Source organism: Bacteroides congonensis (assembly GCF_900130125.1).
GTDB lineage: Bacteria > Bacteroidota > Bacteroidia > Bacteroidales > Bacteroidaceae > Bacteroides > Bacteroides congonensis.
Window position 1 is genome coordinate 1,567,762 of record NZ_FQXY01000011.1, and the last position, 16,811, is coordinate 1,584,572.

Sequence of the window (16,811 nt, forward strand, 5' to 3'; positions counted from 1 at the left end):
CTTTATTTTTTAGTGGGTACTGATAATAATTGTCCGTCCTGTAGTAATTTATACTTCAATACATCATAAGATAGTTTCTGGACAGGTAAATTGGAATCTATTGCTAAAGCGGCGGCAGTGGCTGCCGATTGTCCTAATATCATATATACCGGTTCCATTCTGATAGTACTGTAAGCTACATGAGAAGATGACAAACATACGGTTGCCAATAGGTTGGCACATTCTTCCTCCTTAGGAGTCAGTGAATAATAACTGATAGGGTAGGGGATGGTAGGGGCAAATATGGTACCCTCGTTTCTTAACTTGCCTTCTTGGTCGATGACACGGGATACATAATGGCAGTCAAGGGCATAAGAACCTAGTCCCACCGAATGTTCGGCGGGTGTACGGTCTGTTTTGCGTACATTCTTTTCTGTCATCACAAATGTACCGATCATCCTGCGGGCTTCGCGCACGTATATTTGATAAGGGAAATTCCGGGTGTCGGTGAATTCGTCTTTAGGCAATCCCCAATCCAGCATCTCCTTGCGGATATGTTCGGGTACACGCTTGTCATGACCCAAAAACCATAACATGCCCAGTGCGTAATCTTTATGCAGTTGCTCTATTTCCTTTCTGGTTTTGTAGTCGGCTTCTGCATAGTCGTAGCTTGCTCCGAAGAAGTCCAGATGGTTGGTATCCGTTTTCTTGTTAGGCATAGGAGTCAATGTTATAATTTGCTGGAGTTTTGTTTCCGGTTCCAGTTTCAGCATACGTACATATATCTCATACCATAACGGATTATAGTTCTTCGGCTTTTGAATGGATATACGGTTGTCGGGGTCGTTTGTCAGAGTCATTCTGTAGCAATAGGCTTGTACGCGTTTGTCCGCATCCCCTTGTTTACCCCATTCCTGGGTTGTCACATAAGGCAGAGCGCCTGATTTTGCATTCCCTTCCTTGATGTAAGGACTTATCTTTGTCAGGTCTTTCCCTTGGTCATAATTGATACGGATACCGTTATAGGTTTCTCCGTATTGCAGGTTTGATTCGCGCCCTACTGTGTAGGAAATTCCTGCACGTGCCAGAAGGTCTCCTTCGTAGGAAGCGTCTATAAACATTTTAGCTTCAATAACCTTTCCATTCTCCAGTTGGATGCTCCGGATTATATTCTCTTCTTTCCGGACGTTCTTATTCAGGTCGAGCCGATGGTTGAAAAGGACTTCTACTCCTGCCGTTTTCAGCATATCCCGCATAATCCGTTCGGCTACTGAGGATTCATAAACCCATTGTATCCGCCTTTCATCATTTTTACCTCTATATGTGCGCTTTAATGTCGAAACCATGAATGATTCTCTGTCTTGATTGCGCCATACTTCGGGTTGCAGGTAGTAATTGTATATTTTGTTGTAGAATTCTTTTGTTATACCACCTATCAGGTCATTACGGTTCATGTCGGTAGCTGTCAGTCCTGATGTGACAAGACCGCCTACATGGTCGTTCTTCGATATAAGCACTACTTTCTTACCCATACGTGCGCCTTGTATCGCTGCAATTACTCCGGAAGCTGACTCTCCATATATACAAATGTCATATTGTGGAGTATTGGCAAACAAGCCTGTAACAAAAGAACAGAGCAGTAGTATTAATATAGTAATCTTTTTTCTCATCTTATTATATGTATGTTTTTCAGTGATTATTTGTATCCAATATTTTGCGGAAAGTTTTCGGCTCCCATATTGATGACTTCCGCTTCGGGTATCGGCCATCTCACAAAGTGAGGGTTGGCAGGCAGATTATTACGTCCGAGAATAGATGCAGGTATTTCCGGGTCCCCGGCATATGCCTTGACTTGCTCAATAAGTATTCCAAGACGTTTCAGGAAATACCATCTGTCGCCTTCGAAAGACAGTTCGCGAGCTTGCTCGTCCATAATGTCTTTCATAGTGAGCACACCGGTGAATTTATCGTTTCCGGCTCTTTCCCACGTTTTGTTGAAATAGTATTTGGCTAACGTCTGGTCATTCTTCATCAGGGCTGCTTCGGCCGCCATTATATAGGACTCGGCAAGACGGTATACTATCACATCCTTATAGCTGCGTGTCTCAGAAGCGGTGCGCGTCCATTTATCCCCATACTTGATGCATCCCGGATATACATATTTATTGATGCTTCCATTCTTATATAGTGGAAAATAATCTCCGGGTTTTACTGTAGCCGAACCGTATGAGATGTTCTTATCAGTAGTATTCTTGTACTGGTGTATATAGTACTCCTGATAACGTTTGTCCTTAGCTTTGTCATACAGTGAGAATAAATAGGGGCTGGGGAGACATCTTCCGTAAGTATATCCCCAGTTGTCATAAGAACAGGCATATTCTGCGGTTCCACCGATTTCTGTGCGATACTGTGCGATGAAATAGGCGGCAAAGTAATTACCTTTCGGACTGGCACTGGATAAGTTGCCGCCCGGATTTTTGCTCCATTGTTGCACCATCAGCGCTTCTTTATGGTTCAAGTCCCCGGCATTGAAAACTTCCTTCAGTGCAATCAAGTCAAAATGGCCGGATTTCTCAATTTCTTCCACTTGTTCCAAAGTCGTATCCCAGTCTTTGAGCCATAATGCTGCTTTGGCTTTCATATGACGGGCGGCAGCTTGGGTGAACCGTCCCGCTTCATCAGATACCCAATCGAGGTTTGTAATGGCATACTCCAAATCTTCGTAAATCAGGTCGAACACCTCTTTCTCGGAAGCAGCATGAAAATCTCTCGGGTCGTTGACGTTTTCAGCAGTAGTCGGTAGTACATTCAGCCATATCCTGTCGAATGTGCGATAAAGCAGAAAATAAGACTGTGCTCTGAAACACTTTGCTTCTGAAACGGTGGCCCGTAGTGAAGGGGTGTCTTCCAAATCCTCGGCGGCAGCAATTATTTCATTGGCTTTGCCTATGATATGGTACATCGTGCGCCACATAAATCCTACCTGATAAGCAGACGGCTTTAAATAATTAGGGTCATAGATGCCGTAAAAGTTACCGGTTCCACCGTTGGTTACGGCTAAATCCGTACCTCTTTCCAAAGCAAAGATGGTGGAGTTCTCAGTATCATTTGCATAGTTACGTTGCAATGCGTATAGTGCATTGACAGCGAGCTTTAGCCCTTCCGGTGTTCCGAATACGTATTCGGAGCTATACTTCGTCTTATGTTCTTCGTCCAGGAAGTCGGAGCAGGAAGTAGTAAAGAGGAAGCAGGCTGTAAATATAAATAATATACTCTTTTTCATGATTTTACCTTATTAAAATGTCACATTCAATCCAAATAATACAGTCCTGGGTTCGGGATAATCTCCCGGAGTCTGTTCCGGGCCGTAAGCCTGTACGTCGGTTTTCGTCCAGAAGTTAGACAGTGTCATATAGAGTCTCAGACTTTGCATGTATGCTTTGCTGATAAGTGCACGGGGAAAATTGTATCCGAAAGTAACGTTTCGCAGACGGACATATGATGCATCCTGATAGCCCAATGAACTGATGTATGCGGGTGCTTGCGTCATGTTGGGCGCAGGGGCTTCATTAGACGGGTTATTCTGTGTCCAGTAATTGCGTCGGATACCGTTCCGCTTGGCAGTCAAGTCGCCACCATTCTCGAATGTGGTCAGATAAGGGTTGTAGATTGTCCCACCATGAGAGATATACAAGTCGGCAGATAAGTCGAATCCCTTATAGTTGAAAGATGTGCCGACCGTACCTATCCATTTGGGGTCACGTTGCATCACTACTCTGTCATCGGCTGTTATCTGATTGTCGTTGTTCACATCCCGCAGTTTGATACTGCCCGGAGTAGCTGTCGGCATATGAGAATTGGCGATATCGTCATCTTTTTGCCAGATGCCGTCAAATACATAGTCGTAATATACATTCATCGGATATCCGACAAACCATTTGTTGTTCACGTCATCAAGCGGTTTTCCATTCTCATCGACTTGTCCGTCTATCTTTTTTATTTCATTTTTGTTCTTGGTGAAAGTGAAGTTGACATCCCATCTGAAATCTTTGATTTTGACGGGAGTGGTATTCAGCGTTATTTCAATACCATTATTCTTCATTTCCGCCAGATTCACGGTCTGGGTGGAATATCCCAGTGAGCTCGGGATAGACTTGGTGACAAGCAGGTCGGTAGTCTTGGTAGTATAGTATTCTATCGTACCATTGATTCTTCCGTTGAAGAATCCGAAATCAAGTCCGATATTCCCGGAAGTGGACGTTTCCCATTTCAAGTTAGGATTGGTCAATTCTGTTCCGGGCAGGTAACCGATGACTGTTTTATCTCCGAATTCAGTCAGGTATCTGTCAGTCAAGCCAAGTGATTTATAAGGATTGACTCCTTGATTACCCACCGCACCGTAACTTAGACGGAGTTTCAGGTTGGACAGCCATTTGGCTTCTTTCAAGAAGGACTCTTCATTTATCCGCCAGGCAAAAGCTCCTGAGGGGAAATAACCATATTTATTATTTTTCCCGAAAACCGAAGAGCCGTCCACGCGTAAAGCGAAGGTGAATAAGTATTTCTCGAACAGGTTGTATCTCACACGTCCTAAGAATGATAAAAGTTTTCTGTCAGACAATTGCCAGGTAGGAGTACCATATTCATTGGCGGAACCTATTGCATTGTAGGTCAAGTCGTCATTCGCAAATCCTGTGCCGTTTATTCCTAAACTCTTCCATTCAATGACATTCACACTTTGCATAAAGGTTGCGTCGAAATGATGATTCTTATTGAAATCCTTCACATAGTTGACTATATTCTCGAACAGGTAGTCATTGGAGAAACTGGTTCCGGCAGTCGCTTTTCCATTGTTGTTGCGTCCGGTCGTGTGCTTCGTTCCCTGATACGTGTTGCTATGGACGGTTCTGGTATTCAAACTTCCGTTGGCACGATATGACAAGTCCTTTGTGATTTTCCAGTCTACGAAGAAGTTTATCAATAACCGGTCTGTCTGGCTTTTATTGTTTGAGTAGTCGATATTCCATAAGGGGTTGTAATGAGACTCCCCGGCTTCGGTTACATCTTCACGCAATGAACCGTCGTCATTATATACTTTTGCCAGAGGCGGCATGGTGATAAATGAATTGAAGGAGCCGTCGGCTGTTTTCTTCCATGATTTGGTGTATAAGAAGTTTGTGCCTATTGTCAGGTTTTTCAGTAGTTTGTGGTCGATGTTCAATCGTCCGCTCAAACGCTGGAATCCTGAATTAGGAACCATACCGTTCTGGTCAAAATATCCCAGTCCCAGGGCGTATTTTGTTTTGTCCCCGCCGGATTGGATTAGAATATCGTGCTTTTGTTGCCAGGCGGAGCTTATCATTAGTTTTTCCCAGTCAACATATTCTCCTGATTTGAGCACGTCGAGCATCAACCCTCTGAAACAGTCGGCTTCATCATAACTAAGATTGGCATTGTAGTATGCTTCCTTACGTAAAGCAGCCCATTCTTCTCCATTGTAAAACTCAAAGTTCTTATGAATACTTTGTGAAGCAGCGTAAGTGTTATAACTGATTTTCATCTTTCCGGTCTTTCCCCGTTTGGTAGTAATCAGTATGACACCGTTGGCGGCGCGTGCACCATAGATTGATTGTGAAGAGGCGTCTTTCAGAACTTCGAGCGATGCTATATCGTTGGAGTTTATATCATCTATACTGCTCATTGGAACACCGTCCACAATATAAAGAGGGTCATTTCCACCGGAAAGGGAACGCCGTCCCCGAATCAGAATGTTTGAACTTCCACCGGGCGCGGCATTAGCCATGGTGACTTGTACACCGGCAGCTTGTCCTCTCAGCATTTCACCCAAGCTGGAAGAGGGTGTGGCATTCAGTTTCTCGGAAGTTACGGAAGAAATGGCACCGGTGACGTCACTGCGTTTCTGTACGCCGTAACCTACTACTATTACTTCGTCCAGCAGTTCGCTGTCTTCTTTTAGTATGATGCGCGCTAACTCTTTACTGTTAGCTTTAACTTCGGTTGTTTGATATCCGATGTATGAGAACTGAATAGTAGCGTCTTCGGTTACGTTTGCCAAAGAGTAGTTTCCGTTAATATCGGTAATGATACCGTTCGTCGTACCTTTTACTAATACATTGGCACCGATAATGGGTTCACCGTTCTGGTTTGTAACTGTTCCGTTGACTGTTTTGGTTCTTGTAGACTTTATTGTTTCCCGACTTTTTTGTTTGCCGACGGAGATGGTATTGTTTTTCCTATTGAAATATAAATTGGTCTGTACCGTTATCTTGCTCAGAATATTTTCTAATGAGCTGTTGCGTGCTTTGATTGAAATGCGTGGAGCAGCATTCACAATTTCCTGGTCATAAAAGAATTTGTAGCCGGTCTGCTTGCTTAATTGATTGAATACATTTTCTACGGTTTCATTCTTGACATCCAGCGTAATGTTTTTCTTTTCCTGTGCCTGTGTGTAATAAGGCAATGATGACAAGCATACGAATAGTAAAAAAGCTAAAAATGAATGTACATTCCTGCCTTTCCTTTTTATATTAGGAAGATTATTCATAAATTTGTACGTTTTAGTAATTGAATAGATTATTTAAAACAAAGGTTCGTAATGCGCGATACGTTATTCACACGGGTCGAAACGAATGAATATCCGTCCGGATTACGGAATAGGGGCTTCTCTGAGAGACGGCTCCTATTTTTCTGAAATGGGATTAACCGGGTGCTTTCATAATATAATTTTTTTTTAGAATTATAAGTTTAATATTCAAGGTTCTATAAAGTAATACACACGATAGATTATATGCTAGGGTGTGATTAACATCTTTTTGCTATTTATATAACAATATGCAGTTTCCTTCTTTTTTATACCGGATACCACTTGTATATTCGATAGATTGAAGAACTGCTTCCAGGCTCTTATTGTCGTGCTCTCCGGAAATCAGATTATTGAATTTACCATCGGCAAATGTAATGCGGCAATTGTACATTCGCTCCAGCTCCTTTGCCACGTCACGTATCGGAGTACTGTTGAAACGCAGTCCGCCTTTTTTCCATATCGCCACCGGGCGCTCTTCGCGTCGTTTGCTGTATTCGCCCGAAATGGTATTGATAAGTACCTGTTCCTTGCCTTTTAACCGCATCATTGCTTCCGGCAAGTCCACTTGTACCTTTCCGCTTTCCACCTCTACAGAAACAATTTCATCAGAAGAATAGGATTTTATGTCAAAGCAGGTTCCCAATACACGTACATCGAAACGGCGGGTACTGACAATAAAAGGCTGTTCCTCATTTCTGTATACTTGAAAATATCCTTCACCTTCCAGTACTATTTTACGTTCTTCTCCTTTGAAACTATTCGGATACCGTACATGTGAACATGAATTTAGTGTCAGTTGGGTGCCGTCGGGCAGAAGAATCTGTTTACGTTCGCCATAAGAGGTTGAGGCTTCCAGATAGATAGTCTGTCGTTCATTCAGATGTTCCAGATAATGAATTCCGCCTAGTACAAGACAAACGATTGCTGCTGTGCTGATGGCAGCAACTGCGATACGACGCAGCCAAGTACGTTTTTTATGTTCTATGCGTTTCAATAATTGGCGTGCTTCCCGTTTATAGTGTTCCCGTTCAAGATCAGTGAGAGGTTGCTGGGTTGCCGCTTCTTCCCACACATCAGAAGACAACTCGTCGAGTGTTTCATGATTATCCGGGTGGTGCAAGCTGTTCAGTATTTCCCGGGCATCCTCTGTGGTATAGAGATCATCCAGATAGCGACGATATAAGTTCTTGTTATTTTCTGTATTCTTCATATTCTGTTATTTAGAGTTCGGGGATATCTTATTTTCCCCTTTGTATAATTAGTACACAAAGGAAAAGAGTATCTGGGGTATAGTTAACTTCCTTTAACCATCAACTTCATGAGAAGCTGTCTTCCGCTAAAGATTGAGGCAGATAAGGAGCAAGATAAGGTCAGTGCCGGTAATGGAGTGTTTCTCCAAATACGTACGAAGTGAACGTAATGAAGATGAGATATGCTCTTGTACAGTATTGACAGAAATCCCCAACGCTTCTGCAATTTCTTTGTGAGACATTTGTTTTTCACGGCTCATTTCGAATATTTCCCGTTGGCGGGAAGTCAGCTGTTCCAGTGCTTGGGATACAAGTCTTTGTAAATCATTAGCAATGATTGCATTGTTTGTCTCATTGCTATAGTCTATAGCTTGTGATAGAATCTGTTCTTTCAGCCGGTCTTCACTTGCCAGTTCACGCAACTGGTTCAGAATCCGGTTGCGCATGATTGTATATAGATAAGAAGAAAAAGAGGCGTCCGGATTAATAAAACGGCGACTTTCCCAAATCACAGTGAAGGCGTCCTGAAAGATGTCTTCAGCATATTCGCGTGATTTAAGGAAACGCATGGCAAAATATATCAGGCGATTTTTATAAGCCGCATAAAGTTCACAGAATGCATCCTCATCTCCGGCTATCAGACGGATGACAAGCGAACGTTCATTACCGGGAATATTTGTTGCGCACATATAGCATTTTAGGTTTCAATTCACAAAGGGATTGCTTAGATTGTCACAAACGTACGTAAAATCCGGGAAATAAAAAAGGAAAGAAGTAGCTAATCTTTTTCAGATTTATTTCAGTATCATGATTTTTCTTTGCCGGAGATAATTTGCTATCTTTGCAATTTTAACCCGATAATCAATGAGTAGAATATTATTTAATGCTAAGGCTTGGCTGTTTGTTTTATTAGTTGGACTGGTATCCTCTGTATGGGCACAAAGTGATGATTTCACTACATGGACCAAGTTCAAAGTGAATCATAAGATAGATTCTCGATTTTCGGTTTCCGGTGATTTGGAACTGCGCACGAAAGAGGATATGAGCAGGATGGATCGTTGGGGAGTTAGCGTCGGCGGAGTTTACCGTGCATATTCTTTCTTGAATTTCGGGGTTGGGTATGAAACTCATATTCGTAATTTGGGAGATTCGGACTGGAAGTTAAGACATCGTTATCATGTCAGTGCAGTTGCAAGTTTCCGTTATCAGTGGTTGAAAGTCTCCTTGCGGGAAAGGTTTCAGCAGACTTTTGACCGTGGAGATTCGGAAACCCGTTTGCGTTCCCGTTTAAAATTAGCCTATGCACCCACAAAAGGGATTGTTTCACCTTACTTCTCTCTCGAGATTTATCAAAGTCTGGACGATGCCTCTTTTTGGAGAGCGGCACGTATGCGCTATCGTCCGGGAGTAGAATTTGATTTGGCCAAACGTTGGTCGCTGGACGCGTTTTATTGTTACCAGTATGAGTCTTCACGGGGGAAACATATTGCCGGTATAGAAGTGGGTTATTCTTTCTGAAAAATGGTTGCTCCCTTATATAATAAGGTGTAGGGTAAAGTCTGTTAAATATATCAGGATTACTAAGTTGTTGACTATTTGTTGATTAAAAATAAAAGAGAAGATTTCTTAATTGAAATATGTCTCATCTTAACTATAATATGTACTTTCGCTTCCGGTATTTCAAAATGGAATGCTGAAATTAACGATTCTACAGTAACAACAGACGTGTTGTATGATGTCTCATAATCGAAAGCGAATACTTCCTCTTATGTCATTCTTCTGCTCAATCAGAGATTTCAAGTTTTGACCAATAAATAATAATAATGAAAACATGCCATGACCTATTTGTGGGAATAGGTTTATTAATTCTGTGTTCTGTTTCGTTGACAGCTTGTGTAAACCACATTTCAGAAGAAGAGGGAGAAATAATCAATAATGGAGATATTCCATTGAAATTCGTGGCTGATATTCACGAAATAGTTAATACTCGTGTGGCTAATAATAATTTTGAGGAAGGGGATGAGGTTGGTTTGTTCGCACTTGCAGGTAGCACAACGATGCAAGAAGAACGTTATGCCGATAATCTTCATTTTGTACGTTCTTCCAGTGGTGATTTTATTTCTGATGAGTCGGTTTATTACCCGGACGATGGAGTAACGTTGAATTTAATCAGTTATTATCCATATCAAGAAGAAGGAGTAGCAATGGGGGAAAGCACTATGCAGGTAGCGGTTGCTACGAGTCAGGATAAATCTAAAGATTATTCATATTCGGATTTTCTGGTTGCATCCAAAGAGGATGTTTTAGCCAGTAAAGAAGCTGTAGCTCTGACTTATAATCATCAGTTCTTCCGCTTAAAGGTGGTTCTTGTTCCGGGTGAAGGAGAAAATGTAGAAGATATGTTATCTGTCAATCCTACACTTTCTGTTAGCGGTTTTTATACTAAGGCTATTTACGATTTTCAGAAAAAAACGTTCTCCACATATTCCGAAGAAAAGGAAATTACTCCTGCGGGCGAATGGGAAATCGAAGAGGGGCGATTGGTAGGAAAAGAACTGATTCTGATACCGCAGGAAGCGACGGTTGGATACCAGTATATAACATTGGAAGCCGGTGGAAAGCCATATACTTGTTTACTGCCTTCTACTTTACAATTGAAAAGTGGTAAGCAAAGAGAACTCGAAATTACATTTGTAGCAGATGAGGATATATTAATGAGTAAAGTCAGTGGAGAAATCGGTGATTGGGATGGAACTGAGGTAGATCAGACTGAATCGGTAACTCTTCATAAATATGTAGATGTATCGAAACTGACTTTTGAAAAATCAAATGTGTATAAAGTACTGAATTCAGGAAAACAAGTTGCTGAAATATGTAAGGAGTATTTAGTTACTCCAGAACTTTCTTCCCAGGCGATTGTTGCTTATCCGATGAAAGAAGATGGAGGTGTTGATTTATCACAAGGAATTGTGGCTCAACTATTAGGTAAATCAGGTAAGGTTCATGGTGGAAGTGTTTCATGGAATGTGGAAGATAATTCTTTGACTTATACTGCCGGGAACTTGGCGGCTCGTAATAATGTTTATGTGCTGGCAGATGGAAAAATATCTTTGTCGGTAGCAGTAGCAGATAATGTATTATCTGTATTGGCATTAGAAGACGTTGCCCGCGATGTACGTGGCGGGATGATTCATAATTATCCATTGGTGAAGATTGGAACTCAATATTGGATGCGGGATAATTTGGAAACTGCCCTGTACGTGAATGGTGACGAACTTCCTAAGTTAGATGCTGTGACTGAAAATGCTGTCGGGTATTTGCAATCCGGTGCGGAACATCATTTTTATACAGCTGGTGTTGCGTTATCAGCTAATTTCTTACCTGCACATTGGAACATACCGAATAAAGGGGATTGGGATCTTTTGAATACTTATCTAAAAGGGGATGCTTCTTTACTGAAATCAGGAACCTGGTTACCACTTAAAACAGGAGAGACAGTACAACCGGCTAATAATTTGTCAGGTTTCAATGCAGCTCCTATAGGCATGTGGGTTGAACCGAATCAGAATATATTTGCAGGCAAGCATTTGGCATATTGGACATTGGATGATACAAATACAGCAATAGCCGATGATGTCTTTTACCTGAAAAGTGATGAAAATACGATTGGAAAGTCTGCTCCGGGTGTCGAGAAAAAAGCTTTTGCAATTCGTTGTATCCGAAAGTAAATTAGCGGAAATCATTCTTCCTTTTCATATTTTGCTTATATTTGGGAAGAAAAACTAAAAAAGAGAGAACCATGAAGAAGATAATAAATCCCTGGAAAGGTTTGGAAGGGTACAACTGTTTCGGCTGTGCACCAAATAATGAAGCCGGAGTGAGAATGGAATTTTACGAAGACGGTGATGAAATCGTGAGCATCTGGAAACCCCGTCCTGAATATCAGGGTTGGATTGATACATTGCACGGTGGTATTCAAGCTGTTTTGTTGGATGAGATTTGCGCATGGGTGATACTTCGTAAGTTACAGACAACAGGGGTCACTTCGAAAATGGAGACTCGCTACCGGAAGCCAATTGATACGAAAGATTCTCATGTCGTGTTGCGTGCATCCATTAAAGAAATAAAGCGGAACATTGTTATTATTGAGGCGAAGCTATATAACAAGGATGGTGAAGTATGTACGGAAGCCCTTTGTACTTACTTTACATTCTCACAGGAAAAGGCGAAAAGTGAAATGCATTTTCTGAAATGTGATGTTGAACCGGAAGAGATATTACCTTTAATTTGAAATGAAAACTCAAGTTTTTGTGATAAATGTTTGGTAGTATCAAACAAATACTTTACTTTTGTCGCAGTTAATAAAAGAAATATGAAATATACAGCTACACATCATCATCATCATTTTCCTAACGAATAACTCGGTGGGCGTAGATGATATTGTGTATACTCTATATAACGATAACGAAGGCTTGCCGAATACGGTAAGCCTTTTTTTATTTTCTCATTCGGATAGTAATTAATAATAAATAATTAAATAAGATCATGTTAAGAATCGCAGTACAAGCCAAAGGACGTCTCTTCGAAGAGACAATGGCACTTTTAGAAGAGTCGGATATCAAGTTGAGCACTACCAAACGTACTTTATTAGTGCAATCTCCTAATTTCCCCATCGAAGTTCTTTTTCTTCGTGATGACGATATACCACAGACGGTAGCTACCGGAGTGGCTGATTTGGGGATTGTCGGTGAGAACGAATTTATGGAAAAAGAAGAAGACGCGGAAATCATCAAACGTTTGGGATTCAGCAAGTGCCGCTTGTCATTGGCTATGCCGAAAGATTTGGAATATCTCGGATTGTCATGGTTCAACGGAAAGAAGATTGCGACCTCATATCCTGTTATCCTTCGCAACTTCCTGAAAAAGAATGGTGTGAATGCAGAAATCCATGTCATTACCGGTTCGGTGGAAGTGTCTCCGGGCATCGGATTGGCTGATGCTATTTTTGATATTGTAAGTTCCGGTTCTACTTTAGTCAGCAATCGCCTGAAAGAAGTAGAGGTAGTGATGAAATCGGAAGCTTTGTTGATTGGTAACAAAAACATGAGCGATGAGAAAAAAGCTGTGTTGGAAGAACTGTTGTTCCGTATGAACGCTGTAAAAACTGCCGAGGATAAGAAATACGTATTGATGAATGCCCCGAAAGATAAACTGGAAGAAATTATTGACGTATTACCGGGTATGAAGAGCCCCACCGTAATGCCATTGGCACAAGAAGGCTGGTGTTCCGTTCATACAGTACTTGACGAAAAACGTTTCTGGGAAATTATCGGAAAACTCAAAGCATTGGGAGCAGAAGGCATTTTGGTACTGCCGATTGAAAAGATGATTGTATAAATATATATAGGCACGGATTACACAGATCACGCGGTATCTGAGATTAGTGACTGCATTATCTGTGTTATCCGTGAAATCTGTGCCTAATAAAATATAAACTATGAAATTAATTAAGTATCCATCAAAAGAGCAATGGGCAGAACTCTTGAAACGTCCGGCACTGAATACGGAGAACCTGTTCGATACGGTTCATACCATTATAAGTAAGGTAAGGGCAGAAGGTGACAAAGCTGTACTGGAATATGAAGCCGCCTTTGATAAAGTTACTTTGTCTGCGCTTGCAGTGACTCCTGAAGAAGTGCAGGTTGCCGAAACATTAGTAAGTGATGAATTGAAAGCCGCCATCTCCCTGGCAAAACAAAATATTGAAACCTTTCACTCTTCCCAACGTTTTGTGGGAAAGAAGGTGGAAACGATGAATGGCGTAACCTGTTGGCAGAAAGCTGTGGGCATTGAAAAGGTCGGGCTATACATTCCGGGAGGAACAGCCCCGCTGTTCTCAACCGTATTGATGCTCGCTGTTCCTGCCAAAATAGCAGGATGCAAGGAAATCGTGCTTTGTACCCCCCCCGATAAAAATGGGAATATCCACCCTGCCATTCTCTTTGCCGCCCAACTGGCAGGAGTTAGTAAAATCTTCAAGGCAGGTGGTGTACAAGCGATTGCTGCCATGGCTTACGGAACAGAAAGCGTGCCAAAAGTCTATAAAATCTTTGGCCCCGGAAATCAGTATGTGACAGCAGCAAAACAATTGGTAAGTCTGCGTGATGTTGCCATTGATATGCCTGCCGGGCCTTCCGAAGTAGAAGTATTGGCTGACGCATCCGCAAATCCGGTTTTCGTGGCAGCGGATTTACTGTCCCAGGCAGAGCACGGAGTCGACAGCCAGGCCATGTTGATAACAACTTCCGAGGAACTCCAAACAGAAGTGATGGCAGAAGTGGAACGTCAACTAGCAGAATTACCCCGTCGTGAGATAGCTGCAAAATCGTTGGAAAACAGCAAACTAATCTTAGTGAAAGATTTGGATGAAGCACTGGAATTAACCAATGCTTATGCGCCCGAACATTTAATCATCGAGACAGAAAACTATTTGGAAGTGGCAGAACGTGTCACCAATGCCGGTTCTGTATTCCTCGGCTCATTAACTCCCGAAAGTGCAGGTGATTATGCTTCGGGTACTAACCATACTTTGCCGACCAACGGATATGCCAAAGCATATAGCGGTGTAAGCCTCGATAGTTTCATCCGCAAGATTACATTCCAGGAAATTCTTCCGGCAGGAATAAAAGCCATTGGCCCGGCTATTGAAGAAATGGCAGCTAACGAACTTTTGGATGCGCATAAGAACGCAGTTACTGTCCGTCTCAAAGCTATTCAGAACTCATAACTTAAAAAATCAAAGAAGTGAAAACGTTACAAGAACTAACCCGCCCGAACATTTGGAAACTAAAACCATACTCTTCGGCCCGTGATGAATATAAAGGAGTGACAGCTTCTGTCTTTTTGGATGCCAATGAGAATCCGTACAATACGCCTCATAACCGTTACCCGGATCCTATGCAATGCGAACTGAAAACGCTGCTGTCGAAAATCAAGAAAGTAGCTCCCGAACATATTTTCCTCGGAAATGGTAGCGACGAAGCCATTGATTTGGTCTTTCGTGCTTTCTGCGAACCGGGCAAGGATAATGTAGTGGCTATCGACCCTACTTATGGGATGTATCAGGTTTGTGCAGATGTGAACAACGTTGAATACCGGAAAGTACTATTGGATGATGACTTCCAGTTCTCTGCTGATAAGTTAATGGCTGCTACAGACGAACATACCAAACTTATTTTTCTTTGCTCACCCAATAATCCGACAGGAAACGACCTGCTTCGTTCCGAAATAGAAAAGATTCTGAATCGGTTTGAAGGACTGGTGATGCTGGATGAGGCTTACAATGATTTCTCCAAAGCCCCCTCTTTTCTGGAAGAGTTGGATAAATATCCTAATCTTGTTGTATTCCAGACATTCTCCAAAGCCTGGGGATGTGCCGCTATCCGTTTGGGAATGGCTTTTGCATCCGAAGATATCATTGGCATTTTGAGTAAAATCAAATATCCCTATAACGTTAACCAACTCACTCAACAGCAGGCTATCAGTATGCTTCATAAGCATTATGAGATAGAACGTTGGGTAAATACATTGAAGGAAGAACGCGATTATTTGGAAGAAGAGTTTGAAAAACTTCCATGTACCATTAAGTTATTTCCATCCGATGCTAATTTCTTTTTGGCTAAAGTGACGGATGCAGTGAAAATCTATAATTATTTGGTAGGCGAGGGGATTATTGTCCGCAATCGTCATACCGTTTCACTCTGCTGCAACTGTTTGCGTGTGACGGTTGGTACTCGTACAGAGAATAACACCCTATTGGAAGCCCTTAAAAAATACCCGGGATAGATTATGAAGAAAAAAGTTTTATTTATAGACAGAGACGGAACGCTGGTTATTGAGCCGCCAGTTGACTATCAACTCGACTCTTTGGAGAAATTGGAATTCTATCCGAAAGTATTCCGTAATTTGGGCTTTATCCGTAGTAAACTCGATTTCGAATTTGCAATGGTCACCAATCAGGACGGACTGGGTACATCATCCTTTCCGGAAGAAACATTCTGGCCTGCCCATAACCTGATGCTTAAAACATTGGAAGGCGAAGGAATTGCTTTTGATGAAATACTTATAGACCGTAGTTTCCCTGAAGATAATGCGCCGACACGTAAACCACGTACCGGAATGTTGACGAAATATCTGAATAATCCTGAATACGATCTGCCTGGAAGTTTTGTTATCGGTGACCGTCCTACAGATGTGGAACTTGCCAAAAATCTGGGCTGTCGTGCCATCTATCTACAAGATTCAACAGAAAGTCTGAAAGGAAAAGGACTGGAAGACGTTTGCGCTCTCGCCACAACAGACTGGGATCAGATAGCCGAATTCCTGTTTGCCGGTGAGCGGAAAGCGGAAGTACGTCGCACAACTAAAGAGACGGATATATATGTAGCTCTGAACCTTGATGGAAACGGTACTTGCGATATTTCCACCGGTCTTGGTTTCTTCGACCACATGCTCGAACAGATTGGAAAACACTCCGGTATGGATTTAACGATTCGTGTAAAAGGAGACTTGGAAGTAGACGAACATCATACTATTGAAGATACTGCTATTGCTTTGGGAGACTGTATCTACCAGGCTTTAGGCAGCAAACGGGGAATTGAACGTTATGGATATGCTTTGCCGATGGACGATTGTCTTTGCCAGGTATGCCTGGATTTTGGTGGCCGCCCCTGGTTGGTATGGGATGTGGAGTTCAAACGCGAGAAGATAGGGGAGATGCCGACTGAAATGTTCCTACATTTCTTTAAGTCATTGAGTGATGCCGCAAAAATGAATCTGAACATCAAGGCTGAAGGGCAGAATGAACATCATAAGATAGAAGGAATTTTTAAAGCATTAGCCCGTGCTTTAAAAATGGCACTCAAAAGAGATATCTATCATTTTGAGCTTCCATCCAGTAAAGGTGTGCTTTGAGTAAA

Annotated in this window: 12 protein-coding genes; 7 read left to right on the forward strand and 5 right to left on the reverse strand. The window is 42.0% G+C overall.

Annotation, left to right across the window (positions count from 1 at the left end):
* Window positions 1–2: 2 nt before the first annotated feature.
* The 5 genes from BQ7997_RS23670 to BQ7997_RS23690 form a co-directional block, all read right to left on the reverse strand.
* Window positions 3–1,649: an FAD-dependent oxidoreductase gene (locus BQ7997_RS23670; RefSeq protein WP_073348279.1), complete on the reverse strand. Its 1,647-nt coding sequence runs from the start codon at window positions 1,647–1,649 to the stop codon at window positions 3–5.
* A 26-nt stretch (window positions 1,650–1,675) separates the two neighbouring features.
* Window positions 1,676–3,262, reverse strand: coding sequence for a RagB/SusD family nutrient uptake outer membrane protein (locus tag BQ7997_RS23675; protein WP_073348280.1), 1,587 nt, complete (start codon window positions 3,260–3,262; stop codon window positions 1,676–1,678).
* Window positions 3,263–3,274: 12 nt separating this feature from the next.
* Entirely contained in the window at window positions 3,275–6,544 is a 3,270-nt protein-coding gene (locus BQ7997_RS23680) for a TonB-dependent receptor (RefSeq protein ID WP_073348281.1), read from the reverse strand.
* Between the two features lie 271 nt (window positions 6,545–6,815).
* On the reverse strand, window positions 6,816–7,793 hold the full coding sequence (locus BQ7997_RS23685; protein WP_044656621.1) for a FecR family protein: 978 nt from the start codon (window positions 7,791–7,793) through the stop codon (window positions 6,816–6,818).
* A gap of 126 nt (window positions 7,794–7,919) precedes the next feature.
* On the reverse strand, window positions 7,920–8,522 hold the full coding sequence (locus BQ7997_RS23690; RefSeq protein ID WP_044655278.1) for an RNA polymerase sigma-70 factor: 603 nt from the start codon (window positions 8,520–8,522) through the stop codon (window positions 7,920–7,922).
* Window positions 8,523–8,697: 175 nt separating this feature from the next.
* Here BQ7997_RS23690 and BQ7997_RS23695 point away from each other — a divergent pair, with 175 nt between their 5' ends.
* The 7 genes from BQ7997_RS23695 to hisB all read left to right on the forward strand — a co-directional run bounded on the left by BQ7997_RS23695 (window position 8,698) and on the right by hisB (window position 16,806).
* On the forward strand, window positions 8,698–9,351 hold the full coding sequence (locus tag BQ7997_RS23695; RefSeq protein WP_073348282.1) for a DUF2490 domain-containing protein: 654 nt from the start codon (window positions 8,698–8,700) through the stop codon (window positions 9,349–9,351).
* Between the two features lie 305 nt (window positions 9,352–9,656).
* Window positions 9,657–11,561 (forward strand): fimbrillin family protein, encoded by a 1,905-nt coding sequence (locus BQ7997_RS23700; RefSeq protein ID WP_073348283.1) that lies wholly within the window; start codon window positions 9,657–9,659, stop codon window positions 11,559–11,561.
* Between the two features lie 71 nt (window positions 11,562–11,632).
* Window positions 11,633–12,124, forward strand: coding sequence for a PaaI family thioesterase (locus tag BQ7997_RS23705; protein ID WP_022139553.1), 492 nt, complete (start codon window positions 11,633–11,635; stop codon window positions 12,122–12,124).
* A 254-nt stretch (window positions 12,125–12,378) separates the two neighbouring features.
* On the forward strand, window positions 12,379–13,230 hold the full coding sequence (gene hisG / locus BQ7997_RS23710) for an ATP phosphoribosyltransferase (protein WP_073348284.1): 852 nt from the start codon (window positions 12,379–12,381) through the stop codon (window positions 13,228–13,230).
* A 100-nt stretch (window positions 13,231–13,330) separates the two neighbouring features.
* Entirely contained in the window at window positions 13,331–14,620 is a 1,290-nt protein-coding gene (hisD, locus tag BQ7997_RS23715; RefSeq protein WP_073348285.1) for a histidinol dehydrogenase, read from the forward strand.
* A 17-nt stretch (window positions 14,621–14,637) separates the two neighbouring features.
* Window positions 14,638–15,678 carry a histidinol-phosphate transaminase gene (hisC, locus tag BQ7997_RS23720; protein WP_073348286.1) on the forward strand — a complete coding sequence of 347 codons (1,041 nt, stop codon included), beginning with the start codon at window positions 14,638–14,640 and terminating at the stop codon, window positions 15,676–15,678.
* A gap of 3 nt (window positions 15,679–15,681) precedes the next feature.
* Window positions 15,682–16,806, forward strand: a complete 1,125-nt coding sequence (gene hisB, locus BQ7997_RS23725; RefSeq protein ID WP_073348287.1) for a bifunctional histidinol-phosphatase/imidazoleglycerol-phosphate dehydratase HisB — start codon at window positions 15,682–15,684, stop codon at window positions 16,804–16,806.
* Window positions 16,807–16,811: the final 5 nt, after the last annotated feature.

Coding starts and splice junctions, on each gene's coding strand:
- BQ7997_RS23670 (WP_073348279.1), bottom strand. CDS start 1,649: ATGAGAAAAAAGATTACTATATTAATACTACTGCTCTGTTCTTTTGTT.
- BQ7997_RS23675 (WP_073348280.1), bottom strand. CDS start 3,262: ATGAAAAAGAGTATATTATTTATATTTACAGCCTGCTTCCTCTTTACT.
- BQ7997_RS23680 (WP_073348281.1), bottom strand. CDS start 6,544: ATGAATAATCTTCCTAATATAAAAAGGAAAGGCAGGAATGTACATTCA.
- BQ7997_RS23685 (WP_044656621.1), bottom strand. CDS start 7,793: ATGAAGAATACAGAAAATAACAAGAACTTATATCGTCGCTATCTGGAT.
- BQ7997_RS23690 (WP_044655278.1), bottom strand. CDS start 8,522: ATGTGCGCAACAAATATTCCCGGTAATGAACGTTCGCTTGTCATCCGT.
- BQ7997_RS23695 (WP_073348282.1), top strand. CDS start 8,698: ATGAGTAGAATATTATTTAATGCTAAGGCTTGGCTGTTTGTTTTATTA.
- BQ7997_RS23700 (WP_073348283.1), top strand. CDS start 9,657: ATGAAAACATGCCATGACCTATTTGTGGGAATAGGTTTATTAATTCTG.
- BQ7997_RS23705 (WP_022139553.1), top strand. CDS start 11,633: ATGAAGAAGATAATAAATCCCTGGAAAGGTTTGGAAGGGTACAACTGT.
- hisG (WP_073348284.1), top strand. CDS start 12,379: ATGTTAAGAATCGCAGTACAAGCCAAAGGACGTCTCTTCGAAGAGACA.
- hisD (WP_073348285.1), top strand. CDS start 13,331: ATGAAATTAATTAAGTATCCATCAAAAGAGCAATGGGCAGAACTCTTG.
- hisB (WP_073348287.1), top strand. CDS start 15,682: ATGAAGAAAAAAGTTTTATTTATAGACAGAGACGGAACGCTGGTTATT.